This is a genomic window from Methanosarcina mangrovi (genome assembly GCF_052057765.1).
GTDB lineage: Archaea > Halobacteriota > Methanosarcinia > Methanosarcinales > Methanosarcinaceae > Methanosarcina.
The window spans coordinates 1,234,022-1,260,143 of sequence record NZ_CP195120.1 but is presented as its reverse complement, the minus strand read 5'-3'; the positions used below and the strand labels follow the sequence as shown (position 1 = coordinate 1,260,143).

General features: G+C 44.0%; 19 protein-coding genes and 2 pseudogenes. 12 read left to right on the top strand and 9 right to left on the bottom strand.

Annotated elements, in window-relative coordinates; translation table 11 throughout:
- Window positions 1-149 precede the first annotated feature (149 nt).
- The gene (locus ACSAZL_RS05810) at window positions 150-4,229 is read left to right on the top strand and encodes a NosD domain-containing protein (protein ID WP_440947765.1); all 4,080 of its coding nucleotides are present in this window, start codon (window positions 150-152) and stop codon (window positions 4,227-4,229) included.
- Window positions 4,230-4,945: 716 nt separating this feature from the next.
- Window positions 4,946-6,502 carry a dicarboxylate/amino acid:cation symporter gene (locus ACSAZL_RS05805; RefSeq protein WP_440947764.1) on the top strand — a complete coding sequence of 519 codons (1,557 nt, stop codon included), beginning with the start codon at window positions 4,946-4,948 and terminating at the stop codon, window positions 6,500-6,502.
- 295 nt (window positions 6,503-6,797) lie between these two features.
- Here the strand turns inward: ACSAZL_RS05805 and ACSAZL_RS05800 are convergent, their stop codons facing one another.
- Window positions 6,798-8,570, bottom strand: a complete 1,773-nt coding sequence (locus ACSAZL_RS05800) for an aldehyde ferredoxin oxidoreductase family protein (RefSeq protein ID WP_440947763.1) — start codon at window positions 8,568-8,570, stop codon at window positions 6,798-6,800.
- On the bottom strand, window positions 8,567-9,085 hold the full coding sequence (locus ACSAZL_RS05795; RefSeq protein WP_440947762.1) for a 4Fe-4S binding protein: 519 nt from the start codon (window positions 9,083-9,085) through the stop codon (window positions 8,567-8,569). The genes ACSAZL_RS05800 and ACSAZL_RS05795 overlap by 4 nt, the downstream gene beginning before the upstream one ends.
- An 852-nt stretch (window positions 9,086-9,937) precedes the next feature.
- On the opposite strand from ACSAZL_RS05795, the gene ACSAZL_RS05790 reads away from it, so the two are divergent.
- A complete protein-coding gene (locus tag ACSAZL_RS05790) occupies window positions 9,938-10,099 on the top strand; it encodes a hypothetical protein (RefSeq protein WP_440947761.1) in 162 nt (53 codons plus the stop codon).
- A 766-nt stretch (window positions 10,100-10,865) separates the two neighbouring features.
- Here the strand turns inward: ACSAZL_RS05790 and ACSAZL_RS05785 are convergent.
- Window positions 10,866-11,570, bottom strand: a complete 705-nt coding sequence (locus ACSAZL_RS05785) for a type 1 glutamine amidotransferase (RefSeq protein ID WP_440947760.1) — start codon at window positions 11,568-11,570, stop codon at window positions 10,866-10,868.
- 109 nt (window positions 11,571-11,679) lie between these two features.
- On the bottom strand, window positions 11,680-12,333 hold the full coding sequence (locus ACSAZL_RS05780) for an HAD family hydrolase (protein ID WP_440947759.1): 654 nt from the start codon (window positions 12,331-12,333) through the stop codon (window positions 11,680-11,682).
- Window positions 12,334-12,723: 390 nt separating this feature from the next.
- On the opposite strand from ACSAZL_RS05780, the gene ACSAZL_RS05775 reads away from it, so the two are divergent.
- From ACSAZL_RS05775 to ACSAZL_RS05755, 5 genes and pseudogenes are all read left to right on the top strand, one after another.
- Entirely contained in the window at window positions 12,724-14,178 is a 1,455-nt protein-coding gene (locus ACSAZL_RS05775; RefSeq protein ID WP_440947758.1) for a phytoene desaturase family protein, read from the top strand.
- A 383-nt stretch (window positions 14,179-14,561) separates the two neighbouring features.
- Window positions 14,562-14,912: a Rieske (2Fe-2S) protein gene (locus ACSAZL_RS05770; protein WP_440947757.1), complete on the top strand. Its 351-nt coding sequence runs from the start codon at window positions 14,562-14,564 to the stop codon at window positions 14,910-14,912.
- Between the two features lie 22 nt (window positions 14,913-14,934).
- On the top strand, window positions 14,935-15,219 hold the full coding sequence (locus ACSAZL_RS05765) for a hypothetical protein (protein ID WP_440947756.1): 285 nt from the start codon (window positions 14,935-14,937) through the stop codon (window positions 15,217-15,219).
- 302 nt (window positions 15,220-15,521) lie between these two features.
- Entirely contained in the window at window positions 15,522-16,175 is a 654-nt protein-coding gene (locus ACSAZL_RS05760) for a methyltransferase cognate corrinoid protein (RefSeq protein ID WP_440947755.1), read from the top strand.
- Between the two features lie 19 nt (window positions 16,176-16,194).
- Window positions 16,195-17,571 (top strand): annotated as a pseudogene (locus tag ACSAZL_RS05755) (monomethylamine:corrinoid methyltransferase).
- A gap of 126 nt (window positions 17,572-17,697) precedes the next feature.
- Here the strand turns inward: ACSAZL_RS05755 and ACSAZL_RS05750 are convergent.
- On the bottom strand, window positions 17,698-17,943 hold the full coding sequence (locus tag ACSAZL_RS05750; RefSeq protein WP_440947754.1) for a DUF2769 domain-containing protein: 246 nt from the start codon (window positions 17,941-17,943) through the stop codon (window positions 17,698-17,700).
- A 643-nt stretch (window positions 17,944-18,586) separates the two neighbouring features.
- Here ACSAZL_RS05750 and ACSAZL_RS05745 point away from each other — a divergent pair.
- Window positions 18,587-19,504: a hypothetical protein gene (locus ACSAZL_RS05745; RefSeq protein ID WP_440947753.1), complete on the top strand. Its 918-nt coding sequence runs from the start codon at window positions 18,587-18,589 to the stop codon at window positions 19,502-19,504.
- 286 nt (window positions 19,505-19,790) lie between these two features.
- On the opposite strand, the gene ACSAZL_RS05740 is transcribed toward ACSAZL_RS05745, so the two are convergent.
- The 3 genes from ACSAZL_RS05740 to ACSAZL_RS05730 all read right to left on the bottom strand — a co-directional run bounded on the left by ACSAZL_RS05740 (window position 19,791) and on the right by ACSAZL_RS05730 (window position 23,175).
- On the bottom strand, window positions 19,791-20,948 hold the full coding sequence (locus ACSAZL_RS05740) for a hypothetical protein (RefSeq protein WP_440947752.1): 1,158 nt from the start codon (window positions 20,946-20,948) through the stop codon (window positions 19,791-19,793).
- A gap of 566 nt (window positions 20,949-21,514) precedes the next feature.
- On the bottom strand, window positions 21,515-22,876 hold the full coding sequence (locus ACSAZL_RS05735) for a PFL family protein (protein WP_440947751.1): 1,362 nt from the start codon (window positions 22,874-22,876) through the stop codon (window positions 21,515-21,517).
- Between the two features lie 20 nt (window positions 22,877-22,896).
- Complete coding sequence (locus ACSAZL_RS05730; RefSeq protein ID WP_440947750.1) at window positions 22,897-23,175, bottom strand: ACT domain-containing protein; 279 nt, start codon at window positions 23,173-23,175, stop codon at window positions 22,897-22,899.
- Between the two features lie 463 nt (window positions 23,176-23,638).
- Here ACSAZL_RS05730 and ACSAZL_RS05725 point away from each other — a divergent pair, with 463 nt between their 5' ends.
- Window positions 23,639-24,028 (top strand): DUF2769 domain-containing protein, encoded by a 390-nt coding sequence (locus tag ACSAZL_RS05725; RefSeq protein ID WP_440947749.1) that lies wholly within the window; start codon window positions 23,639-23,641, stop codon window positions 24,026-24,028.
- Window positions 24,029-24,437: 409 nt separating this feature from the next.
- A pseudogene (locus tag ACSAZL_RS05720) lies at window positions 24,438-24,608 on the top strand (histidine kinase dimerization/phosphoacceptor domain -containing protein); the annotation flags it as partial.
- 117 nt (window positions 24,609-24,725) lie between these two features.
- Here ACSAZL_RS05720 and ACSAZL_RS05715 read toward each other — a convergent pair.
- Window positions 24,726-25,235 carry a shikimate kinase gene (locus ACSAZL_RS05715; protein ID WP_440947748.1) on the bottom strand — a complete coding sequence of 170 codons (510 nt, stop codon included), beginning with the start codon at window positions 25,233-25,235 and terminating at the stop codon, window positions 24,726-24,728.
- A gap of 577 nt (window positions 25,236-25,812) precedes the next feature.
- Here ACSAZL_RS05715 and ACSAZL_RS05710 point away from each other — a divergent pair.
- Entirely contained in the window at window positions 25,813-26,073 is a 261-nt protein-coding gene (locus ACSAZL_RS05710; RefSeq protein ID WP_440947747.1) for a DUF2769 domain-containing protein, read from the top strand.
- The last annotated feature ends 49 nt before the right edge of the window (window positions 26,074-26,122 follow it).

The window sequence follows — 26,122 nt, the reverse complement described above, 5'->3', positions numbered from 1 at the left end:
AAGGAGACCCGAAAAAAATGGATTTACTATCTAAAAAAACTCAGTTACAATTTCTAACACTTACGTGTTTTCTTTTTCTTGTATTAAGTGGAACAGCAGCTTCTGTACCTGTCGGACCACCTGCTTCACCTGTATTTTCCACACTATACGTGGACGCCGGAGGCAGTGGAAATTATACAACTATCCAGGCTGCGGTAAACAATGCAACGTCTGGCGACACAATCATTGTCTACCCGGGAACGTATACGGAGGTTATAGATGTTGATGTAGCAAATCTCACTATTCATTCCCTTTCCGGAAATCCTGAAAATACAATTGTAAGAACGCTTTCCCCGAGCCACAACTTCAAAGTAATTGCCAACAATGTGACTATCAGCGGATTCAAAATTATCGGGGAAGGGTACTATACGGGAGTTTTTATGACCGGGGTTTCGGGGGTTAACATCACCAATAATGAGTTCTCCGGGAACGATTGCGCTATTCAGGTGCAGAGTTCCGGCGGATGCAACCTGATCAACAATACGGTTTCCGGTTCTACCAGTTACGGCTTCCATCTTTCTTCTTCCAGCAACTGTATCCTTGCCAGCAACACTATCTCAAACACTTCCTATGAAGGCATTAATATGTCTAATTCCGGAAGCTGCGTCCTTGCCAACAACATAGTCTCGGATACTGATGATGACGGCATCTATCTGTATTCTTCCAGCAACTGTGCTCTTACCGGCAACACTGTCTCGGAAACTCATGATGGGATTGACCTGAACTCTTCCGGCAACTGTAATCTTACAGGCAATACAATTTCAAACATTGATAATGATGGGATCTGCCTGTATGATTCTAAAAACTGCATTCTGACCGGCAATACAGTTTCAAACTTTGATGGTTACGGCATCTACCTTGAAGCTTCTGATGAGAGCGTTCTTGGAAATAACACTGCAAGTTCGGGAATATACGGGATCAGCCTGTATGATGTTCGAAACTGCACGCTTACAGGCAATATCATGTCCGGAAACCGGTATAATTTTGGTTACGAAACGTACGAGATCTCCGATCTTGATAAAGTAAGCGGGAATATAATCGACACCAGAAACCTTGTCGACGGAAAAGCAGTTTATTTCCTTGAACGGGAACCAGATCCCTCAATCGGAAGTGATGCAGGAGCAATCTACTGCATAAACTGCGGAGATGTTGAAATTAAGGATCTTGTGTTGCAGAATAATATATATGCGGTTTTCCTTTACAACACGAGTTCCGAAATGCAAAATAACACCATAAATGACTCCATATATGGAGTCGCGGTTTTAAATTCTCAGGATGTCAGGCTCGCAGGCAGCAGAATTGAGGACTCCATGGCCCCGGTAATTCTTCAGAAGGTTATGAATGCGACTATAGCTGACAATACCGTTCAGAGCTCATTTTTCGGAATTCAGGCCGTTAGTTCCGAGAACTGTACGTTTTCGAACAATTCAATTCAGGACTCCACATTTGTTGGAATTGCCACACTTAGTTCCGGAAACTGCATGCTTTTGAACAATTCGGTTCAGACCTCCCGATATGGGATTATCACCCTGGGTTCCGAGAACTGCACGCTTACGGGTAATTCTATTCAGGAATCGACGGAAAATTATGGAGTTCTTTTCTCTGAGAATTCGAAGCTTACCGGAAACGAGGAAAGTATCCTGAAAAATACCCTCATAAGTGAAAGCCCCTTCAAAAATTCCAACCTCGTGCAGTCCGAGGCACCTGACAGCTTTGGGATCTATTCTATAAGTTCCCAGGGTCTCAGACTTGAGAACAATGTTATCGAGCAGATAAGTGATATAGGAATTTATCTTGGCGGGTGTCAGGATGCCGAGCTTGTAAGGAACTCGGTGCTGGATATTGAGTGCGTGGGAATTTATACCGAAGGATCTTCCAATGTGGAGCTTCTGGATAATACGGTTCAGAATGTAACAGGTACGTATCTTCTACCTGCAGCCGGAACCCAATCCCTTGTCAGCAAAAGTTTGAGACTCTCGGGATGTGGAATATATTTTAATACTTCCCAGGATGTCAGGTTTGTCAACAACTCGGTACTGAACATCGGAGATGTAGGAATTTATTCGCATAATTCTTCCGATGTAGATATTCTGAACAATACGGTCCAGAATGTAACAGGTACATCTTTGATGTTTTTCTCCGGATTAAGCAAAAGTTCTCTAACAAGCTCAAATGGAGTTGGAATTTTATCCGAATACACACAGGGTCTCAGGGTTGAAAACAATACTATCGATCAGATAGATAACACAGGAATTCTTCTTGATGGGTGTCAGGATATTGAGTTTGTTAGCAACTCGGTGCGGAACACCGGATATGTGGGAATTTATCTGGGTGATTCTTCCGGTGTGGACCTCCTGGACAATGAGGTCCGAAACGTAACATATAGACCCTTACTATATGACTCCGGATTAAAGGAAAGTACTCTAACAAGCTCGAATCTCGTACAGCGCTCGAGACCCTCCGGAGTTGGGGTTTTATCCGAATACTCACAGGACCTAAGGTTTGAGAACAATATTATTGGCCAGATAGATTACACAGGAATTCTTCTCGGTGGGTGTCAGGACGCCGAGCTTGTGAGGAACTCGGTACGGGATGCCGGATATATGGGGATTTATACAGCAAGTTCTTCCGGTGTAGAACTTCTGGAAAACACGGTTCAGAACGTAACAGGCGAGTATGAACTGTATAGATCCGGAAATTTACCCTTTGTCAGCTCTCCTCTTGTTGGAGATAACCCCGGTATTTCAGGGTATGGAATCGGTTTGGATTATTCGGAGGACTTCAAGCTTGAGGGGAATACCGTAAAAGACTCTTCTCAGGTCTGGGGCATTTATCTCTATGAACCGGTGAACGCAACCCTTGAAAGTAATTATATTGAAAGCTGCAAGATCGGACTTGCATCCTACGATGGCTATAACTGTAGCATCAGCGACTGTTCCGCAACTAACTGCAGTTCCGGAGGAATCCTTATTGAAAATTTCCAGGAAAGCATGGGGGCCGAATATACGGTTACCGGCTGTACTGTAGACGGAAGTGATATCGGGCTGCTTGTAACGGGAGAAAGCATCCTTGCCGATAATACTTTATCCGGCAATTCTTACGGAATCGTGCTCTATGATGTGAATAACAGCCTGATCTATGGCAACACCATGGTCGAAAACAGTCTGGCAGGACTTACCCTTGATCTGGACCGGACTGAAATTCTATCCCGCATAGGGCTTGTAGGGAGCATGGAAAGTCCCGAAAGCGGAAATAACACGATTTACAACAACTACTTCAGCAACGTAAACAACACCCTCATCTACAGCGAGGCCAATAACACCTGGAACACCAGCAAAACTTCAGGGGAAAGTATAGTTGGCGGCCCGTATCTCGGAGGAAACTACTGGGCAAATCCCAGCGGGACAGGCTTTTCCGAAAACTGTACGGATGCTGACAGGGACGGGATTGCGGACTCTTCCTATGAAATCGTAAACGGAACCTTTGACTACCTGCCCCTTACGGAAATTCCCTCTACAACCACGACAAAGCACAAAAGCTCCGCCAATTACATTCCTTCAGGTGGAAGCAGTACCGGAGTCACAGGTATTGACAGTGCCCAGAAAAGAGTTGCTGCAGGATCCAGGGCCACCTTCACTTTCAATAACCCTGCTTCCGGAATAATGGGCCTGAGTTTTACTTCCCAGCAGTATTCCGGGAACGTCATTGTCAGGATTGAGGCTCTTGATTCAGGAAGTTCCGGCAATGTTCCCGGAGGAGAAGTCTACCGGCTGATGAACATCCTGGTCGGAAACGAACGTTTCGAAAGTGGAGACAATATCAACGGAGCCTCCCTTAACTTCAGGGTCTCAAAGAGCTGGGTCGAAGAAAACAACATCGACGTCTCCAGTATAACGATAAACAGGTTCCACGATGAAGAATGGAATCCACTTGTCACAGAAATGGCTTATGAAGACGAAGAATACTACTATTTCACGGCAGAAACTCCGGGCTTCTCCAAGTATGCGATTACGGGAGATAAGCTCGGGGATGTGGTGATTGCTCCGGCTGAAGAGGAAGAAACCGGGACAGTAACCGGAGAAGAGCAAACAGGTGACGTTGAAAAGAGTGCACCCGGATTCGAAAGTACCTTTGCGGTCCTCGGAATCCTTGCTTCGGTATTCTTTGCAAAGAGGAGGATCCTGAAATAAACAATCTGGAAAATAAGGAAATTAAGCAATCTGGAAAATAAGGGAATTACTTTGCATTCCCTGATTTTCCATTATTTTTTTTGCCTGCAGCCCTTCTTTTCGAGCACTTTTTGTATTCTTTTTCTTTGATGGCCCCTGATTAATCGGCTGTTTATTAAGAATATCCGAAGCCGGCTCTGTTGTTTTTCTTTCCCTTGCCGAGGGCTGAAGCTGGCGGAGGCTTCATATGAATACTGGATAAAAACGAGGCTGCAAGATCCAGAAAAAATCAGGGACAGCACAAATCCCGATACCTGCGAAAAGGGGGAAGGGCAAAAACAAAACTAAAGAGAGTTTGCAAGAAAATAATCTCAAAGTCAAACAACGACGTGACCGGCTGATCTACTGAAAACTGCTGCTTCATACCAGTTTTGTTGCTGGTTCTTTTTCGTTCATTAGACCTATTTGTATTCTCCGTACAACTATTTTATGAAGAGATTCCTATTTATGGAGCCAGCTCAACTTGATAAATTGTTACGTATTTTTCTAAGCTTTTATATAATTTAATGTGAAAGTAATATACAATTAAACTAAATGTGCAATTAAACTAAATGTACAATTAAACTAAATGTACAATTAAACTAAATGTACAATTGAACCACTGTTCAATTAAACCAAATTCCTGAAAAAAGACGTAAATTTTTGAATTCCCTAACGATTTTTTACTGTGATCCCCCATGAAAGACAAGGACAATCGCTATATCCCGAACCCGAGGGAGTTCGCTCAGGAAATCGCAGAGGAGACCAGGACGCTTCGCCATGAAATTACTGGTGGAATAATGCGCATTTATTACCCCCTGGATTTCAGGCGCAACAATTCCCTGAAAAACCTGAGCAATCAGCTCCGTGATTTGCTTGAAAAGAAACTCTGGCTAAAAATTCTTATCGGCATGGGGCTCGGCATCCTTATGGGTCTTTTTCTCGGGCCTTTTGGAGGATACGTCGATCCCGCTTATGCAGAAATTATAGGCGAATGGATTGCTCTTCCGGGTTACATTTTTCTCGGGCTTCTGAAAATGATTGTAGTCCCGCTTGTTTTTGCCTCCATCATCCTTGGGGTGGCTTCAAGCCAGAGCATGAGCGCCCTCAAAAAGACGGGAGTTTCAACAGCCATTTATTTTGTAATTACGACTGCAATTGCAGCTGCTATCGGACTCGGAATGGCGCTTTATATCCGCCCCGGGCAGTTTATAAGCGGGGACCTTATTGAAAGTGCAATGGGAAGTGAGGTTCAGGTAGATACATCTGCTTTGAATATCGATACTTCGGTTCTGACCCTCCCAGCATCGCTTATCGGGGGGCTTCTCCCTTCGAATCCCCTTGGAGCTCTGGCCAGTGGGGAAATGCTGCAGGTTGTGATCATTGCAATAATTATAGGTATTGCTCTTGTGTCTCTGAATAAGGAGCAATCAACTCCAATGGTTAGTGTCCTTAACTCTGTGCAGGCTGTCTGTATGACGGTGGTCAAATGGAGTATGAGTCTTGCCCCTATTGCGGTTTTCGGGCTACTCACCAAGTTTACTATCAAACTGGGCATCGAAGCCCTGCTCGGAATGATGGTATATGTGGGCACCGTACTTGCAAGCCTGCTGCTCCTTATGTGCCTGAACCTCCTTATTGTCTCCGTTGTTGCAAGGTATAACCCCTTTAAATTCCTTAAAGCCACCAGGGATGTTATGCTCCTTGCTTTTTCCACTTCCAGCTCGGCTGCAGTTATGCCCTTATCTATCAAAACCGCAGAAGAAAAATTAGGGGTCAGGCCTTCGATCTCACAGTTCGTAGTCCCTCTGGGGGCCACGGTAAATATGAACGGGACTGCGCTTTATCAGGGTGTAGCTACGGTCTTCCTGGCTGAAGTCTTCGGAATAGACCTCGGACCTTTACAGCTCCTTATAGTAATGGTCATGGCTGTTGCAGCTTCCATAGGGACGCCTTCGATTCCGGGGGTGGGAATCGTTGTCCTTGCCCTGATTCTCAACAGCGTAGGGATTCCTACGAGCGGGATAGCTCTTATAATGGGCGTGGACAGAATTCTGGACATGAGCAGGACCGCAGTGAATGTGGCAGGAGACCTTGTGACCTGTAAGGTAATGGACCGCTGGGTCGGAGGAGAAGCTAAAGTACAGGTAGATGAAATGGCCGAAGTAAAAGTTGAAAAAGCCCCTGAAGAAAAAATTGAGGACAAGGTTAAGGCAAATAAGGATATTACAGCGTCCGAAAGCTCAAATGCTTAACTCCTCAAACAAAATCTTTTTTTCCAACTTGACCTGAACTTTTTCTAACTCTATCTGGACTTATTTCTGGCCTTATTTAAGCTCTTTCGGACTCTATCTTGATTTATTTCTGGCCTTATCTGATCTTTTTTCTGGCAGGGGCCGGACTGTTCTCTAATCTGACCTGAATTTACTTTTCGGGTACAACTTCAGGTAGATATTTCCTGAAAATGGCTTTCCACTTAAGGTAACTTCAGAGGCCCTCTAATTCAGAAGGCATTTAAATAGATTTGAAGGCTCTGAGGCTGCAATAGCTTCAGGAAGCCTTAACTCCTCTTTTTTCTATATACATTTCAATTGCTTTCCTGACCCTTTCTTCTTCGAGCTTTCCTGTGGTGGAGGCCGTCTCAAAGAACCTTTTAGGGAGCGTGAGATCTTCGAACTTAAAACCGAATTTCTTTTTCAGTTCGTATTTTTTCCTGAAAATGTCCTTTCCCAGTCCTTTCAATTCCTCTTCGGTTCTTTCTATTCCTATGGACTTAAGGGCCAGGATTATGTTTTCGTATGTGTAAACATTTCTGGCAAAGAGGCAGGAAACCATGCAGTTCAGGACATTTCTTCGATCCTCTTCGTCGATTATATAGTCAACAATCTGCTCATCAGAAAGGGGGCGGTTGAAAGCAGCCTGGTCAGCTGCATAGCCAGCGCTGTCCAGGTGAGAGTGCCGGGCTCCGACCGAAAGCCCGAGCGTGTTTCCAAGCCCTGTGTGATAGCCGGGAATCTCCAGCCCTCCCAGCTGGATGGCAAAATCTTCTCCTCCGTACTTTTTTGAGGCATACTCCACTCCTTTTCCGAGAGCTGCATAAAATTCGTTAGGAGCCTGGACTACAAGCTCTATTGCCCGAAGGTATGTTGCTTTGTCGCCCCAGGAAAATTTGAGCCCCATGGTCTCTTCAGTGGAGATTTTTCCTCGCTGCTGCATCTCCGTAACCCAGGCAAGCACCACTCCCATACTGATTATGTCGACCCCGGTTTTTTCGCAGGCATCAATAAGTTCGAGCACGGCTTCAGGATCCGCTACTCCAAGGTTCGAACCAAGAGCATAAATCAGTTCAAAATCATAGGAAACATGAAGGATTTCGTACTCATGAGCTTTTGAGAATTGACGCTTTAGCATAGCTATGTGGACGCAGCCTATGGGACAGCCCGCACAGGAAACCCGCCGGATAAGGTATTTATCTGCAAAAGCCTCTCCGGAAATCGTTTCGGCTCCTTCGAAAGAAGCTTCCTGCAGGTTCCTGGTAGGAAGACCTTTGAGTTCATTTAGGACCAGGATATTTTCGCTTGTGCCCAGGTTGTGATACTTCTCGGTGAGTCCGGTCTTCACAATTGTGTCGTAAAGCATGCTGACAGTCTTTCTGTAGGCATTGTGCTCAGGACTTTTAATTTCCTGGTTTCCGGAAATCAGAAGGGCTTTAAGTTTTTTTGCCCCGAAGACTGTCCCGAGCCCGAGGCGCCCGAAGTGTCGGTAAGTGTCAACGTTTACGCTTGCATACGCGACTCCTTTTTCTCCCGCAGGCCCTATTCTGATAATACTGCGTCTTCCCGCGCCAGGCTCTACCCTGCGGAGCACCTGCCCCACATCAATTGCGGAAGAGAGGTTCCATATGGAAGATGCATCCCTGAAAGCAACCTTGTCGTCATGTACTGATACATACACAGGGTATCTGGAACAGCCTTTGATAACGATTGTTTCGTACCCTGCATAGCGCATGGACATGGCGAGGTGCCCTCCTGCATAGGACTCTCCGAGTTCTCCGTTAAGAGGAGAACGGAATAACGCAACGGTTTTGGTACAGGTCGGGTATACACCTGAAAGAGGCCCCGTACTGAGAATTACAGGCATTTCAGGATCAAGAGGGCCGGTACCTTCTTTATACTCTTCGAGCATGAGGTTCGTGGCAACTCCTATGCCTCCCAGGTACTTTTCATACAGGTCCGACCTCTCCTCAATATGATAACTCTGGTTGGCAAGGTCAATGTAAAGTACATTCTTAAGACCCGGAATAGCATACTGCTCTGTTGTCATTTTTCCTCCTCGGACTTTTTTTGCCCGTAAAGCTCCCTGTGAGATGCAGTGGGGCTTTCAGGGCTTGTATCCTCAACCGGGCTAGTGTCCTTAACTTTTAGCTCTCCGCTGTCCTCTACCTCGATCATCTCAAGCACGTCATGGGGACAGAATTTCGTGCAGACTCCACAGTGCTTGCAGATTACTGCTTTTTTTTCCACATCCAGATGAATTGCTCCTACTATGCAGGCTTCTACACAGTTCCCGCAGCCGTCACAGATCTCTTTATTGAAATTTACTCCTCCTCCTTTCCTTTTCGTCAGCGCACCTACAGGGCAGGCCCTCAAGCACGGAGGGTCAACGCAGGCGTGGCAGACAATCTGAGCATAAGGGGTTTCGATTCCGCCGCGGGTCTGGATATCAATTCTGCTATTTTTCAAAGATATGGTGTCGTACCAGGTCCTTGCGCAGGCCATCATACAGGAATAGCAGCCTATGCAGCGGGCCGGGTTTGCAACTTTTAGCCTTTTTGCCATCGTGCTCCCACTCTGGATTCCCTTTTATGAAAAATATGTTTCTTCGGTTTATATAATGTAGCATTGAAATGCAGCAGCAACCGGGCTCTGGATTTATTGGATATTTAAAAAATGGCAGGGATTTCCTCTCCAATATCTCAATCCCTTATTATATGTCAAGTATTTCCTGTATAACATTTTTCCTGTAGTATTTCATATCAAATATATTGAGGCTGCATCGAAAAAACCTATTTTTTGAATGTAAATAGAAAAGTCTTTATTGTCTGATCACGTAGGTAGGATAGTGGATTCCGGTTTGTTGAATCGTCGAACAAATAGTTATCGGAGATATTTGGTCTGGATGATTCGCATGCAACAAGATGAAATGATACAGCACAACAAAATGATGCAGCAAAATAAAGTGATAATTGGTACTTTCGGCGTACTTTTTATTTTGTTAGCGCTAGTCAGTTTGTACTGGATCTGACGTACTGGATCAACCTCAAATTCCCTTGTGGCAAAGGGATTGGAGTCCATTAGGAAGCGAGAATTCAATTCTTTGAAGAAAAAAAGCTTTCTTCGGGCATACCTGATATTGTTTCCCGTTAAGCTCAGATCCAAAAAACCGTTTTAGAAATGGAACCGAGTATTTTCTTTATGGTTCCAGTCAGTACCTGAAGTTCATCCTGGTCCTAAGGGAATCCAAGGTGCCCTTGGTTTTCCCGGCAGGGAGTACAGGTTGATAACTGTTCCAGCTTATGACCGGCCCGGCAGAGGACGTTGTAGAAAAATGGCCCTGGTTCAAACAGCGGAACATGACTCATCATACACTTTATACCAGGCCCGAAAAAGAAGCCCCGAGAAGAAGAAGTTGTGGTAAGAGGGGTTTGGAAAGGCCTGGAAAAAGGTGAAAAGACAGGAAGCGCAGGATGTGTGAACCTGCAAAAGAGTAATCGTGGAGAGGCCCTGGACGAAGAGGAAGGCAAGAAGGGAAAGCTAGTTTTCCTCGATTTCAGGGTTACTTTTTTCGAATAAGTTTTTTCTAAGTTACCTTTTTTTCAGATAGTGTTTATTTTTTTAGACTGTATATTTTCAGGGTCACTATTTTTGGGCATAACATTTCCAGGAAAAAATAGTTCAGGCTCTCAACCACCTGAAAAAATGGCTTATTTTGCTCCTGTATATAAGATTACTGTCCAAAATAATTCTCTGAGGAGTTAAAATAGAAAGCTATTTATCCTAATCTTACATAAATAATACTGAAGATTCTAATTTTTATAATTATAAATTCACTATCGGAGATATTTTACAAATCCCTATATGGAAGGTTTCCCATGCAGCAGAACAATGTGATAGTTGGCACGTATACCCTGATGTTTTTGTTAGTTGTGGCTATCGCCATGCTGTTGGTATAAAACTAACTCCCCATGGTGTTAACTACGGTTTCCAGTATATCCTGAAATCGACAACGAGAAACGAGCTGGCCTGATATTTTTTGGGGCCCTGTCTTAAATTATGCATTTAATTTTCCCTGAAAATCAAGTCTCTGGAAAGCTTCTGCTGAAGAAGTGGTCGAAAAGAAGGAGCTTTTAGGGCCGTTTAATATCCTTCGGAAAAGATTTAAGGATATTTTGTTTTCCTGATGTCCAGAAGACACCTTATTTTCGCATCAACATTTTAACTTTATAGTGACTGTAGAGACATTCATGGTTTAAACCTTCTTCCCGAACTTTTTAATACCAAGAATTTTTTTTAGTATGTGGCGCCCCTTTTTGCATCCATTTTTTGTTGAGGACATGCTTCAGTGAGTAATTGTTTTTTCAAGGTTGCTCAGCAGCCTGAACATTAATTGTCTGGATTCTTTAAGGAGATCAGTCCTGTCCAGCATTTCATCTTCTTTCTGGATGTATTTTCCTTCAACTAGTTCATCCCTGCAGTTTTCAATTACATTCCTGATTGTCTGGTTGCTCATTTCCAGATGAAACTGCAGCCCTATTACCCTGTTTCCATGAATGAACCCCTGGTTTTTACAGGCTTCGCTTTCAAAGAGCCTCTTTGCCCCTTCCGGCAGACTGAAAGTGTCCCCATGCCAGTGAAACGCGGTGAATTCTTCAGGTATGCCTTCAAGGAGAGGGATTTCGCCTTTCTCGGCTCTTCCCACAGATACCGGAAACCACCCGATCTCCTTATAGGTATTATTAAATACTTCAGCCTTCAGGACATCAGCAAGCAGCTGGGCTCCAAGGCAGATCCCAAGTACTGCTTTTCCTCCTGCAATTGCTTTTTCAAGAAAGGCTTTTTCTTCCTTCAGCCAGGGGCATTTTTCATATTCGTAAATATTCATGGGTCCACCCATGACTATGAGGAGGTCGAAAGCGTCAATTTCCGGGAAACTTGTGTTTTTGTATAAATGGCTCGTTGACAGGAGATGATTTTTCTGTTCAATCCATTCGAGAATGGTCCCGAGGGTTTCGAATTTTACATGCTGGATGCAGTGGATTTTCACGTTGAATTCCTTCCGTTTGATTTTTTTCGCTAAAAATTAGTCAAGCCAGGAAATATATAATAATTTGTAAGCTTGTTCTGGCTCAGGGTAAATATCTAAGAGGTTCAAGTCAAAAACTAAGAAGTTCAAGTCCAAGCTCGGATAAATTCTTTAATATCCTTATGCACGGATATTGTGAAAATTCGTTTTCATCTGTTGTTCCCGTGGTCACTGCCGCAAAATCAACATTTGCTGCTAAAGCCGTTTTAGCATCCACCAGACTATCCCCGACATATAGCACGTCATTTAGCTGTGCGTTAAGGCTATCAATAGCAAGTAACAACCCTTCCGGAGATGGTTTTGGCACTTTAACATCCTCTCCCCCAACAATAATGTCTACCAGATCTGAAATGCCGTGTATATTTAAGGTCTCCACGATCCTGTAATGGTATTTCGTAGTTACGATTCCCGTATTAAATCCATCACGTTTTAATCGCTGCAGTGTGATTATTGTGTCATCAAAAAGCACTGTATTTTTTGACATGACCTCATCGGCTTTTTCCTTAAATAAAATTTTAAAACGATTTCTAAGGGCTCTATCTTTATTTGCCGTCAGCTGTACAAATGCCTCATCCAGCGTTAAACCGACAGTCCTTTTTATGCTTTCAATGTCGCAACCGGCAAGGTTCAGCTCGCTAAAAGAATGGTTAAAACTTGATACAATACCATCCGTTGCATCGGCCAGTGTGTAGTCAAAATCAAAAATTACGGTAGTATATTTCATTTTTCCCACCCTGAGTTTTGCATTATTGATACAGCACTTTTTATAGCATCTTTTCTTCCAGAAATGGAGGTTTTGAGAACCTTTATCAAGCGAACTATTAATTATAAATACTATTTTTTTCTCTATACTACCTACAGATGGAAAGAAGACTTTGGAGACAACTTTTGTAGATCATAATGTTGATCATAATGTGATCATAAATTACATATAAAAATAATTCCACACATATCCTATGTTTAAAGTACTTCATTACATTTCAGAACATAATCTTTGTTAAGATATGTTCAACACATATGAAATCCTGTCTGTTGTGAGTTAAGATTATACGGTGCATGAACTTTCATTAGCTGAAAACTTGATTCACTGGAAAAAATAGAGGTAGTTTAGGGAATGAAAAAATATGATGTAATTGTTGTCGGGGCTGGCGTTAGCGGGCTTCTGGCCGCGCTGACACTTTCCAAGCACGGAAAGCAGGTCCTTGTTCTTGAGAAAGAACGGTATCTTGGGGGAAACTGCAACAGCTACATGGTAGACGGGTATCAGGTCGATACAGGGGCACATGCGATAACCCATCTGATCGAAGGTCCCCTCCCGAGGCTGATGGATAACTACTTTGATTTTTTGCCTGTCTTTGAGGACTACGGGCACTACTATGTGAGGACTGAAAATGCCTTTACCAAAGTTCCTTCGAACCTGAAAGATTTCGTGACTTTTGACGTGCTTCCCAGAAAAGACAGGCTTGTGCTCTCGCAGACCCTTACGAAAGCCCTTACACTGTCGTCTTTCGGGATAGACCTGTCGGACCAGTCGGTGTACGATTTTCTCCCGAGAAATCTTTGCAAAGATACCTATGACTTTGTGGACACGATCTCAGGTTTCCTGTCGGGAAAGTCGATGAAAGAGACCTCTGCCCAGCGTATTCTTTCGGGCAGCAGTTTTGTCAGGGACAGCATTACGCAGGAGCAGTTTGATGCCATGATCGGAAAATTGGAACCAAAAAAGCGCCAGTCAACCGAGTCAATTCTTGCGTCGGTGCTCCCGTACCATCTCCATGCTTCTCTTCAGTCCCGTATGGACAGAGTTGCACAGCCCCTTGCCTCGCTTGAAAGGCTTGCTACGAACAAGGTAAATTATTCCCAGGGCTATCCGAGAAAAGGGTTGAAGGCTCTGCTGAATGCCATCCTTTATTCCCTCCCCGACACGGTGGAAATAAAATCAGAGTGCGAAGTAAAAAGCATCCTGGTGCAGGATGGAAAAATCTCGGGTGTGGAGGCTGACGAAATCTATCCGGCCGATCTTGTTATCTATACAGGCTTTGCAACCGATCTCCCAGGGCTCGTAAAGGACCTGCCGCCGGATTATAATGAAGAGCTTAAAGGAATCGTACATTCAAAAAGCCTGACTATCTGGCTTGGCCTGAAGGAAGAGCTTCCCGAGTTCAACTATACGGGCTCGGAAATCTGGTTTAAAGACTTTGCTTACTGGGCAATGCCGATAAGCAACTATGATCCGTCCCTTGCTCCTAAGGACAAGCAGCTGGTAGGTTTTTCCTTTGTAATAGACGCAGATCAGACCGAAGAGCACGAGCTCAAAAAAGCCTATGATACCATTTTCCGTGCCCTTCCAAATATAGAAAAATACATCGATTTGCAGCATGAGCAGATTATGGTGCCCGAAAAAGCCGCAGTCACAATTAATGGCAAATTTGCAGATATCCGGACTCCGATCAAAAACCTCTACATAGCAGGCACGGATACGGACAAACGCAGCATGGGAATTACCAGGGCATCTTACTCGATAATCGAGCTTTTAAAAATCCTCAATGAGGATGGAAATCTCCATTGAGCACCAAATTCAAACTAAAAATCGAAATTTCCTAATTTACTACCTTTTTCTCTTCTTTCTCTTCTTTCTCTTTTTATCTCTCCTTTCTCTTTTTATCTCTCCTTTCTCTTTTTTCTCTTTTTTCTCTTTTTTTATTCTCTTTTTTCTCTTTTTTTATTCTCTTTTTTCTCTTTTTTTATTCTCTTTTCACCTCCTTTCGACCCCTTTTTTCTCTTTTAATTTCTTCACTCATCTTTTCCGAGTTCAGCAAAACTTATACAGGCAGCCAGCCTAATGATGTAAAATAAACAACTACGTAAAATAGAATTGAAAAGAACTTCCGGATCAATAATGAACCCGGAATAAGTTTAATTTCATGATTCCGGTTTTCGGTGGTTGGTAAAATGCCTTCTGAAAAAGTGCCTGAAAAGGGTTCGAATCCTGATTTTGAGCCTCCCTGGTTTTATGCAGCTGAAGAAAGCAGCCTTAAAGAAGGAAAGCTTCTGCATGTCGAACCCGGGGGAAGAAATGTGTTACTCCTTAAGACGGAAGGGCAGATCCATGCTTTCACAAATATCTGCCCTCATGCGAGATGTCCTATGGATAGAGGCAGGCTTGAAGAATTTACGTTAACATGCCTCTGCCACGGCAGGAGGTTCGACGTCAGGACAGGCGAGTGCCTCAATGATTCACTGCAGCTGAAGCGATATGAATGGATACTTGAGGGCGGAAAGATTGGGGTGAAAATCGAATAAAGGTGGAAAATGACCTGGATTAGTGACAGGAGGAAAAAGGATTAACGGGAATTCTGACTTAAAAGGAGTTTTAAGCCTTATTTTCGGGCTTATAAGCATATTTCTTTCTCTTTCGTTCTGGTTAGGGATTGGTAGCCTGTTCTTTACGTCCTTTGCGATACCTTTCGCCCTTGCAGGTATTGTCCTTGCCAGGTCCAGTCTTAAGAAAAGTCCGGACGCAACAGCTAAAGCAGGGCTGACGGCAAGTGTGTTTGGCTTTCTGTTGAATCTTGCATCATTCGTTCTGTTTCTTGTCTTTTTCAGATAAAACCTCTTCTCAAATTTTTTGCTTTCGACTTAATTTGCTTTCTACTGAAGGCTTTTTAGTTTTTTATTTAATATTATTTTTTTACAGGATTTATCCGGACTTCATTTGAGAACCTCACCAAACATTATTTATATTTAAACCCTTTTTTCAAATTATTCACGGATAAAATATATATATACATCAGTTTGATTTGAGAGAAAGTTATTTATACATTTAATAGGTAAGAAGATTCCGTCAGCCGGCAAACAGGCAGATTTCCTGTACCGGACAAAAGTCATAAAACAGAAAGAAGTGATGATGGGATGACAAATACCGAAATTTTTGAAAAACTAACCAATGCGATCGTAACTCAAAACATCGCAGGCTGTGCACAGTTAGCCCAGGAAGCCCTGGATGCAGGAATTCCGCCTATTGACATTATCACAAAGGGCCTCTCCCCAGGTATGAAAATCATTGGGGATAAGTTCGAAGCCGCAGAAATCTTTCTGCCTCAGATCATGATGTCCGGAAAAGCCATGAGCAGTGCAATGGAAATACTTACTCCCGAACTTGAGAAAAATAAAACAGAAGGAGAAGAAACCGGACTTGCAATTACCTTCGTTGCAGAAGGAGACATCCACGACATAGGACACCGCCTTGTCACAACCATGCTCGGAGCAAACGGCTTTGAAATCCTTGATATGGGAGTCGATGTCCTTAATGAAACCGTTGTGGAAGAGGCTGCAAAGCACAAGGGAGAAAAAGTCCTGCTTGTTGGATCAGCCCTTATGACCACCTCCATGCTCGGCCAGAAAGACCTTATGGACAGGCTCAGGGAAGAAAACCTCAGGGACAGCGTAAAGTGCATGTTCGGAGGAGCTCCCGTATCCGGTAAATGGATCGAGGAGATCGGGGCGGACGCTACCGCAGAAAACGCTGCCGAAGCTGCAAAAGTTGCACTTAACATAATGAAATAATCCTGGGAGGCAAAAGCACATGACATTCAGAAAATCATTCGACTGCTATGACTTCTACGACAGGGCAAAAGTAGGAGAGAAATGCACCCAGGATGACTGGGACCTTATGAAAATCCCCATGAAGGCAATGGAGCTCAAACAGAAGTACGGGCTTGACTTCAAGGGAGAATTCATCCCGACAGACAAGGACATGATGGAAAAACTCTTCAAGGCAGGGTTCGAGATGCTCCTCGAGTGCGGTATCTACTGTACCGACACCCACAGGATCGTAAAATACACCGAAGACGAAATCTGGGACGCAATCAACAATGTCCAGAAGGAGTTCACCCTCGGAACCGGCAGGGATGCAGTAAACGTTCGGAAGAGAAGCGTAGGGGACAAGAGGAAGCCAATCGTACAGGGCGGTCCTACAGGCTCTCCGATTTCCGAAGAGGTTTTCATGCCTGTTCACCTGAGCTACGCTCTTGAAAAGGAAGTAGACACAATCGTTAACGGCGTGATGACCTCAGTCCGCGGGAAACCTCCGGTCCCAAAAAGCCCGTATGAGGTCCTTGCCGCAAAGACAGAGACCCGACTTATTAAACAGGCATGCGCCATGGCTGGAAGGCCTGGCATGGCTGTCTAGGGCCCAGAGACCTCCCTGTCTGCTCAGGGAAACATCTCCGCCGACTGCGCAGGCGGGATGCAGAGCACGGACAGCCACGAGGTCTCTCAACTCAACGAACTCAAAATTGACCTGGACGCGATCGCCGTTATTGCCCACTACAATGCAAACAGCGACATCATTATGGACGAACAGATGCCGATCTTCGGAGGATACGCAGGCGGCATTGAGGAAACCACAATTGTCGACGTTGCAACCCACATCAACGCTTTTGTTATGAGCAACGCAAGCTGGCACCTGGACGGGCCGGTCCACATCCGCTGGGGCTCAACCAACACCAGGGAGACCCTTACCATTGCAGGCTGGGCATGTGCAACCATTTCCGAGTTCACGGATATGCTCTCAGGAAACCAGTACTACCCATGTGCAGGGCCCTGTACCGAGATGTGCCTCCTCGAGGCTTCAGCCCAGTCCATCACTGACACAGCATCAGGAAGAGAAATCCTCTCGGGTGTTGCATCCGCAAAGGGTGTCGTAACCGACAAGACCACGGGTATGGAAGCCAGGATGATGGGAGAAGTAGCAAGGGCGACTGCAGGTGTCGAAATCACAGAGATTAACAAAATCCTCGACAAACTCGTAGCCCTCTACGAGAAGAATTATGCAAGCGCACCGGCTGGAAAGACCTTCCAGGAGTGCTACGACGTAAAGACAGTAACCCCGACTGACGAGTACATGCAGGTCTATGACGGAGCAAGGAAGAAGCTCGAAGCCCTCGGACTTGTATTCTAAGTGGGAAAGTCGAGTAACTTATCTTCAAACAATTCACTTCCGGGAGTTCCATTCCCGGATCTTTTTTCTTACGGCTCAGTCAGCTCCGTCAAATTGGCAAGTCTTCAGGATCCGGGGCTTAAGTCTTTATGTGCTCCCAGAACCCCGTGTACAGTAATACATATTTTCTAACCTCATGCTGCTCGCTACCGGACAGCTCGGGCATAGGCATCCGTTTTCTTCGCTTATACAGCTGCTTTTCTCTATTGTTTCAAAGCAAAATCCGCCCTTTTCTCCACATTCAACCCAGGAAGGACATTCAGGGCAGAGACACATTAATGTGACCATTTGTTCCTGTTCGGCAATTGATGAAATTTGCGGTGCTTTATCCATATGGTTCCCTCCTCTTCAAGAAGCTTCGACTTCCCTGCTGTAAATCAGAAGCTTTGAATTACCCTGCTGTAATATTATCTTCTATTTCTAAAATACCTATCCTGAGTGTCATTTCTAAAATACCTATCCTGAGTATCGTTGTATTCGGCACAGGGTACCGAAGCGAAAATCGGGTGGTCCAACTGGGGAGAGCCGTTTTTTTCGAGAACTCAAAAATCATCGAACAGGTAAGAGTTGAAGACTGGACTTCTGGATTAATACAAAACATTATTTTACCTGGTCGTCTTACTTACTGTTACAAAAAAATGCTGGGATAGCAGCATCAACATGCTTGAAAATTCATCTTATTACCTGAAAATATTTGAACCAGGAAACCATAAATATAAGATGAATCCGGGGAAGAAACAGAGAGTAGGGGGATTGATGAAATCAGCGATATATTAAAAAAAATAGACTTTAAAGCTCTTCTTGCAGTTCTCGTTTTTCTGACGCTTTACTACATATACCACTATTCTGGCGGAGCTATTGATTAAAAACAAAACAAATAGAAAGGCCAAAACAGATAACAAATTAAAGCAGTAAAGGGCATCTTGGAAATAAGCACAAAGAAAGAAACAGGAGAATAAAAATAGAGGCATAACTGATGAAAAGGAGCTTCAAAGCTATGCTTTCAGGAGAAAACGATCAAGCACTGCGTAAAGGGCTGGATTCCATAGATGAGGAATTTGATGAAGGAGTCAGTCAGGCTCTCGCCTCTCTGACAGAGAAAGGTAAAGGGTATCTTAGCGAAAGAAAAGAACTGGAAGCCGAAAGGACGATATCCTCCATAAACGAAATAGGAAAGGCTGCCGCCCTTCGGGGCATGGAGAATGCAGCAGTCAATGCTATCCGGTCTCTGGAACAGATTCTCCGGTGCTCAATGAAGCAGAACATGGAAAGCTCAACTATAAGAATCCTGCTTTCTTTCGGAACTATCGGAAAAGTCGCTGCCGAACAACAACTTGAAACTGTAGCTAAATTTGCAGCCTCAGTGCTCGGGAAAAGCGGAAATACGGCAGCTCTCCTTAACAGGGAAAGAGAAACAATTGCAGTTACAATCGGACTTGGGGAAATTGGAAAAGCGGTTACCCAGATGAAAATCCCTGATGTTTCGGAAAATGCCGCCATATGTGTCACCTGCCTTGGAGAAACCGGAAAACTGGCTGCTCAGAAAACCCTTGAAGAAGCTGCAATAGGGGCCGAACTTATGTTAGAAGAGATGGCTGCAGCCGCTATGGAAGAAAACCTTCAAAATGCGGCAGGAAGTATCGCAGCCTCCATTGAAGAAATAGGAAAAAGCGCTGAGGAGGAAGAGATGGAAAATGCCGTTTTCCAGGCTGCATCCGCCCTTCAGACAATTGTGAGCAGTGCAGAGAACAGATACCTGAACGATACCTCGATTGCGGCAAAGATTGCCCTTGAATCTTTTAACGAACTTGATGTAATAAACGATAAAAACAGCATCAAAAAAATAGAAGAAATCAGAGAAATGATGAGAGCGCTGTGGGCAGATTCGAAGTAAAAAAGGCGGAAAAAACGCTTTTGACACAAACATTAAACCTGAAATTTCATTTAAATATTCTTGAAACAACTTCGGGCGGAGAAAAGTACAGGAATTTCAGAAAAACAGAGTCATTTCTCGTTTTCTCAGGTGGGGCTACAGATTGTAAGTAGGCCAGCTGCTTCAGACACAAAAAAATGTAAAAGGGGAAATTTTCCTGCAAAATACAGGATTTACATGTTTGAAGCTACAGGTCTGAGCTACAGGTCTGAGGCTACAGGTTTTATTTTCCATCAACTTGCGGCATTTACTCTGAAGAGAAAATAACCCAGTCAGTTACCATATATTCGTAGAATGCACTTCCCTGCTCAAGATCTCCTTTATACTCAATTGTTGCTTCATCGGGCTGGAAAGCCATGAAATCAACAAATCCTAAAGGTTCTCCCCCGGGCAGGGAAGATTTATCAAGCTGGACAACACTTTGAGCATTTATGGAGATATCCAAGTCAGGAGCCGAGATCTGGACACTGGAAGGTCTTTCCACATCGTGCCCATTTATTGTCACTGCTTCCCTGCCGTCCTGGTTGACACTCACTTCATTCCCTGAGTACTCTGCGATTACCTTCCCGGTATGTTTGTTTATCAGGGTCAGATGTTTATACGTATAATCATCATAACCATCCTCGGGCCCTCTTACTCCATAGAACACGGTCTGGTAACTATCCGTTGTAAGTTCTGACCAGCTCCACCCATGCATTTCCATTTCCCATACAGGCTGGTTATTTGTATAAGGAGTCATATGGTCAAAGTACCCGTCCGCCTGAGTGACATCGTATCTCTTGCCGTCAAGCACCACACTGCCCTCAAGCTTTCCATAAGCGTATTCATAGGTGGTGAAATTGACAGGCTCTGTGGCACTATCAATTGTTTTTTCGGCAAGAGGCTTGAAAAGCAGGTCTAACTGCACGTTGTCGTAAGCATAATCCAGACGGTAACCTTTACGGGCTGAACCGTAAAAGCTCCTTAAACCTTCCGGGTAAGTAAAGTCAATGTAAGGCACGTGAAATCCAATGTAATTTGTAATATTATCCCTTTCCACAAAATACATGGTATAATTGTCAGAAGTATCCTCTCCATCCGGATAAAGCCCGTAGAAAGTCACCATATTCGAAAACTGTTCATCCGAAACATTAAAAAACGACGGGGACTCCTGATGCACCAGTGTGACAAAAAATGCAAGTCTCCTCTTTTCCCCATCCTTCCCAACAAGCCGCACGTCCCCGTTCTGGTACCACCATTCCGACATGAAACTGGCAGTGAAGTCGGTATCATAGTGCCCGCCTTCGGTGTAGTCCATAACTGCTGCGTTTCCTGGAGTTTTGCTGCCCGGCTCAGCTCCTGATACGCCTGCAAGGCATACTAAAAGAAGCGGCAAAATTATTATTCTCAAGTATTTTTGGTCCAAATAACTCTCTCCTCTGTCAATAACTCATGTTCTTCAAGCCTCTTTTTGAGACATCCCAACAACCTCCAAAAATAGAGGATAAAACAAAAATAATGTCCATGGTCAAACAGTGTAAATGATGAAAAATTTTTCCATATTTAATAAGTATTTTATTAATAAGTATTTTATAATAGTGTGCTTTTGAAGATTTTACAAAAAATATTTGAAAAAGACCTCAAAAGAACAAAATGCCTGAACAACTAAAATCAAAGAAGAGAAAAAATAATATCCGCGTTCTCGCTTCCCGATCCACTTTGCAACAATTCGAGAGGAAAACAATTCAAAAGGAAAACAATTCAAAAGGAAAACAATTCAATAGCCATCTTTTTTAAGGATTAACGGACAGATTTCAGAGAATCCATTTTTACCAATTGAAGGCTATTGTTCTGTTTTTCACTCTTTTTAATCTGGCAATTGCCGCCGGTGAGAACTGAAAATCAGCATGTTCTGACTTCATGACAGTATGCTCAACAGTTCGGTATGTTCAACAGTAACTCTATCTGAGTTCCTATTTTAAGGGCAATACTTCAGTTCGTAAGTGACTGGATTGGAGCCGGAATCCTTCCTCCCCGATTTACGAAAGTCTCGGAGCTGAAACTGCTTACCGGCATAATAGGTGCACTTCCGAGCAGCCCGCCGAACTCCACGGAGTCCCCTACGGCTTTTCCCGGAGCCGGAATGATACGGACGGCTGTTGTCTTTTTGTTGATCACTCCAACTGCCATTTCGTCGGCAATGATTGCGGAAAGGGTAGCGGCGGAGGTGTCACCCGGGACTGCGATCATGTCAAGCCCTACGGAACAGACGCTGGTCATTGCTTCGAGTTTTTCCAGAGTAAGGGCTCCGGCTTTTACTGCTTCGATCATGCCTGCGTCCTCACTGACCGGGATGAAAGCCCCGCTTAAACCTCCTACGGAAGAAGAAGCCATTGCTCCGCCTTTTTTTACGGCATCATTCAGGAGGGCAAGGGCTGCCGTTGTTCCGTGGGTTCCGCAGCGTTCAAGCCCCATAGCTTCGAGAATTGCGGCAACACTGTCCCCGATTGCCGGAGTTGGAGCAAGCGAGAGGTCGAGAATCCCGAATTCCACTCCAAGCCTTCGCGAGACCTCCTTTCCTACCATCTCCCCCATGCGGGTGATTTTGAAGGCTGTCTTTTTGATCGTTTCGGAGATTTCCGTAAGGTCCGGGTTTTCAAGTTCGCAAACAGCTGTATTAACCGCACCCGGCCCGCTAACACCCACATTGATAACGCATTCGGGCTCACCTATTCCGTGAAAAGCTCCTGCCATAAAGGGGTTGTCTTCGGGGGCATTTGCAAAAACAACCAGTTTGGCACAGCCTATCCCGTCCCTGTCAGCGGTCAGTTCTGCAGTCTTTTTGATCACTTTTCCCATCAGGCCGACTGCATCCATATTAATGCCCGCTTTTGTTGTTGCAACGTTTACGGACGAGCAGACCTTTTCGGTAGATGCAAGGGCTTCGGGAATGGAATTTATCAGTTTGAGGTCTCCCCGGGTTTCCCCTTTATGGACAAGGGCGCTGAACCCTCCTATAAAGTCCACACCTGCTTCCTTTGCAGCTTCGTCCATTGTCTTTGCAACGGAAACGAAGTCCTGAGACCTGCAGCTTTCGGCTGCTATGGCTATGGGAGTTACGGAAATCCGCCTGTTGATAATAGGAATCCCATAAAGGCTCTGGATTTCATTCGTTGTCCGGACAAGCTCTTTTGCCCTGGAAGTTATTTTTTCATAGATATTCTCGTTGAAAACCTCAGGGTCCGGATGACTGCAGTCCCTGAGACTGATCCCCATGGTGACGGTCCTGATATCCAGGTGTTCCATCCTGACCATTTGAATCGTTTCCAGGATTTCGTTCGGGTTTATAAGCATGAAAAAAACCTCCTCACAGCTCAGATCCTGTGCATGAAACGGAAAACATCTTCATGCTGCACCTTGACCTCGACCCCAAGGCTCTTTCCTTCAGCATCCATAGCGTGCTGGAAAGCTGCAAGGTCAAAGTTTTCCTTTGGGGCTTCTGCCAGCATGATCATGGTAAAGATGCCCTGCATAATAGTCTGGCTGATATCGACAATATTTACATTATAATTTGCCATCACCGTGGTGATCCTGGCAACAATCCCTACCCTGTCGCTACCGATAACCGTGATAATGAAACGGCTTGATGTCATGAAATATCTCCTGTTAATCCTGCTTCTATTTGCAGGTTAATAATGAAAGCGATAAACAAAGAGTTTTGTCCGGATTGAAGACCTGATAGATAAGAACTATCCCTGTAAGTCTTCCTTATATCCCTAAACCAGCTTTAATAGTTAAGCTTTTTTGCCACGATGAGAAAAAAAATCAGTCACTGAAACAAATAGTCTATAATGTAGACCGTTGAATCCAAAAACGATGTTTGGACTTTAGATTACCTGTAAAGTGCCTGCAAATATCCTGGGAATATAAATGAAGAGGAAGGTTCTCCGCGTTCCAGGATAAATCGGAAACAATTGTTTAGTTAAGTTCTCTTAAGCGCTCTTTGACTGCCTGGAGTAATAATTATGCAAAGATTTTTATGCAAAGATTGTTATTATTATAAATAAATTATAAAACGGGGTTGTTAATTTGGGTATCAATTTTGGGGACCACTATATGGGGAGAGATACACCAACCGAAGAAAAAGGCCCTGTAACATCTAAAGGCGGGAACATAACTTTTGAAAAATGTACGGATTTTGCGGTTCCTTACGTAGGGGAAAACATTAGTAGATGTAGGTGCCCGGAGTGTCCGGTCCAGGCTGACAGTCAGTGCGCACAGGATAAAATTAAAAGTTCAAGAGAAGCAATGGAATATATGCCTGCAGGAGACGTCCCGTATCCAGAGTATATCCCGGGTGTATTTTGCTCGGAAGGTAAGTCCCTATGTAAGGACCTTAACTTTGACAGACAATGCATTTGTGATTCATGTGATGTCTGGAAAGAGTATGGCCTCAAAGATGCGGATCCGAATAACCACTTCTGCCAGCACGGTAGATCAACTTAATTTATTAAGGACAGTAAGTCCTGGCTGTAAGTCCTGGCTAATACTTTACTACTACTCAAATGAAGTTAATCTACTGATTTTTTTGTAAAGGGGGGAGTAGTTATAATTTCGGTTGTTATTCCCTTTATAACAAAGAGCCACATGTTAAATGACATCAAATCAGACTACAAAAAATATCGCTTAGCGTAATTTCTTCAACAATCAGTGAAAATAATCCCTCAACATTTTCTAAACTCGCATCCGAAAAAAAACATTTTTGCCCTATGCTGGCAGTGGCCGGTACGGAACTCCTTATTCATATATTTAACAGAACATCCAAATTTAAAGAAGCACCGGCTGAGAGTGAGCTGCGATTGATCGGTTTCCTGGTTGGGCAAGCTGCAGACATAATCGAAAGCGAGCAGGCTGAGTGCAGGTAATCTCTTCCCTGCTGGACCTTCAGGCTGAGAAGTTCAACTATGAGGAATAGGTTAAGAATACCGAAGTCCTTGGAGCTTTCAGAGAAAGCCAGAATAGAGTAGCCTCTATTGCCCTTATCCATGAAGAACTCTACGAAGGCGGAGGAAATGAAACTCTAAATAATCCGGATAAAGTTAAGTCCTGGAAATGAATGTCTTAAAAAGATTTATGAAAGAAGCGGTTTTGAAAATAAAATGAAAGCCTTATTGGTCTGTCATCCGGGAAAAGCTAATGCTCATCAGGGCTCCGACCCAAAACAGAGCTGAATTATCTTTCCCGCAATCCTCTGGACGTTTTCCCTTCCTTTAAGTCTTATTGAAAAGTCAGCATACTTCCGATACAGAACCAGTCTCTCTTCAAAAAGCTCTTTAAGGCTCCTGTCCCTGAGCCCTACTATACCCCTCTTTCTTGCGTTAGGGATCCTTCTTACGATGCTTCTGAAAGGAGCGTCCAGAAAGACTATCCTTGAGATTTGTTTCAGGTGCTCCATGGCTTTTTCGGAATAAACCACGCTCCCTCCGGGAGAGATAATACAGTTGTCCACCTGCTCAAGCTCAAGAATGGCTTCTTCTTCAAACCTGATCAGAGCCGAATCGCCCTGTTTATCTATCAGAGCCTGAAGGGGCATTTCTGTCCTCTCCGTTATCATGCCGTCAACGTCAATAAAAGTATAATTCAGGCGTTTTGCAAGTGCCTTGCCTATAGTACTCTTCCCCGCTCCTGCCATACCAATTAAAGTTATATTCATATGACCCGCTTCCTTAATCCAAAAAAACAGGGAAGCTCTTACCCGAGAATTCCCTGCGTAACTCCCTGTATAACAGGAAGTTTACGGACAAAATATAATCTCCTGATATATAAAAGGTACAACACCGGCATTTTCATGGAAAGGGTAAAATTTCCGGAAAGGAACTGAAATTTTCGGGAAAAGCCATGAATTTTCAGGACAGCTGTGCTTAATTTTCATTCAGGTCACCTGAAAACAAAAAAATCCGAAAATCCAGAAATCCGAAAATCCAAAAATCCGAAAATCCAGAAATCTGAAAAGCCTCCGGTGAAAAAACCTGCTTCCCGAAATGGCGATTCAGTCCGATCAACAGGCTGAAATTTGAATTTGCTGCAAAACCGTAAACTGCTCAGAGTTATAGGCATTAAGGCCCTAATCATAGTAAAGCAGGACGTTAGAAAACGGGTAGAACATCAAAAAAGAATGGGGCGCTGGAAAAAGGTGGAACATCAGAAAAAAGATATGAAGTTGGAAATGAGAATGAAAGCTGAAAGGGCAGCAAATCGAAAAAAGGACTGGAGAAAAGGGGGAAAGAAAAATGAACTACAGGGAAATGAGCCCCGAAGAAATAGAGGGAACCAGAATACAGATCCAGGAACTCTGTATTTGCAAATCATGCCTTACATGGGATCCTTGTGCAGAGGAAATTGGATTCTGCTTCCCTGCAGTCGGAAAAAACAGGTGCATCAAAAAAGACCGGGGATGCATTTGCATGCAGTGCCAGGCTGCGGCAAAATTCAGGCTCAATCAGGATTATTATTGCATAATAGGACCTCAAAAAGAGAAATGGGGACTTTGAAGAATAAGCATCGGAAAATGCATTGAAAGAGGGGCAGGACATAAAAAAC

Coding starts and splice junctions, on each gene's coding strand:
- ACSAZL_RS05805 (WP_440947764.1), top strand. CDS start 4,946: ATGAAAGACAAGGACAATCGCTATATCCCGAACCCGAGGGAGTTCGCT.
- ACSAZL_RS05800 (WP_440947763.1), bottom strand. CDS start 8,570: ATGACAACAGAGCAGTATGCTATTCCGGGTCTTAAGAATGTACTTTAC.
- ACSAZL_RS05795 (WP_440947762.1), bottom strand. CDS start 9,085: ATGGCAAAAAGGCTAAAAGTTGCAAACCCGGCCCGCTGCATAGGCTGC.
- ACSAZL_RS05780 (WP_440947759.1), bottom strand. CDS start 12,333: ATGAAATATACTACCGTAATTTTTGATTTTGACTACACACTGGCCGAT.
- ACSAZL_RS05775 (WP_440947758.1), top strand. CDS start 12,724: ATGAAAAAATATGATGTAATTGTTGTCGGGGCTGGCGTTAGCGGGCTT.
- ACSAZL_RS05770 (WP_440947757.1), top strand. CDS start 14,562: ATGCCTTCTGAAAAAGTGCCTGAAAAGGGTTCGAATCCTGATTTTGAG.
- ACSAZL_RS05760 (WP_440947755.1), top strand. CDS start 15,522: ATGACAAATACCGAAATTTTTGAAAAACTAACCAATGCGATCGTAACT.
- ACSAZL_RS05750 (WP_440947754.1), bottom strand. CDS start 17,943: ATGGATAAAGCACCGCAAATTTCATCAATTGCCGAACAGGAACAAATG.
- ACSAZL_RS05745 (WP_440947753.1), top strand. CDS start 18,587: ATGAAAAGGAGCTTCAAAGCTATGCTTTCAGGAGAAAACGATCAAGCA.
- ACSAZL_RS05735 (WP_440947751.1), bottom strand. CDS start 22,876: ATGCTTATAAACCCGAACGAAATCCTGGAAACGATTCAAATGGTCAGG.
- ACSAZL_RS05730 (WP_440947750.1), bottom strand. CDS start 23,175: ATGACATCAAGCCGTTTCATTATCACGGTTATCGGTAGCGACAGGGTA.
- ACSAZL_RS05725 (WP_440947749.1), top strand. CDS start 23,639: ATGGGGAGAGATACACCAACCGAAGAAAAAGGCCCTGTAACATCTAAA.
- ACSAZL_RS05715 (WP_440947748.1), bottom strand. CDS start 25,235: ATGAATATAACTTTAATTGGTATGGCAGGAGCGGGGAAGAGTACTATA.
- ACSAZL_RS05710 (WP_440947747.1), top strand. CDS start 25,813: ATGAACTACAGGGAAATGAGCCCCGAAGAAATAGAGGGAACCAGAATA.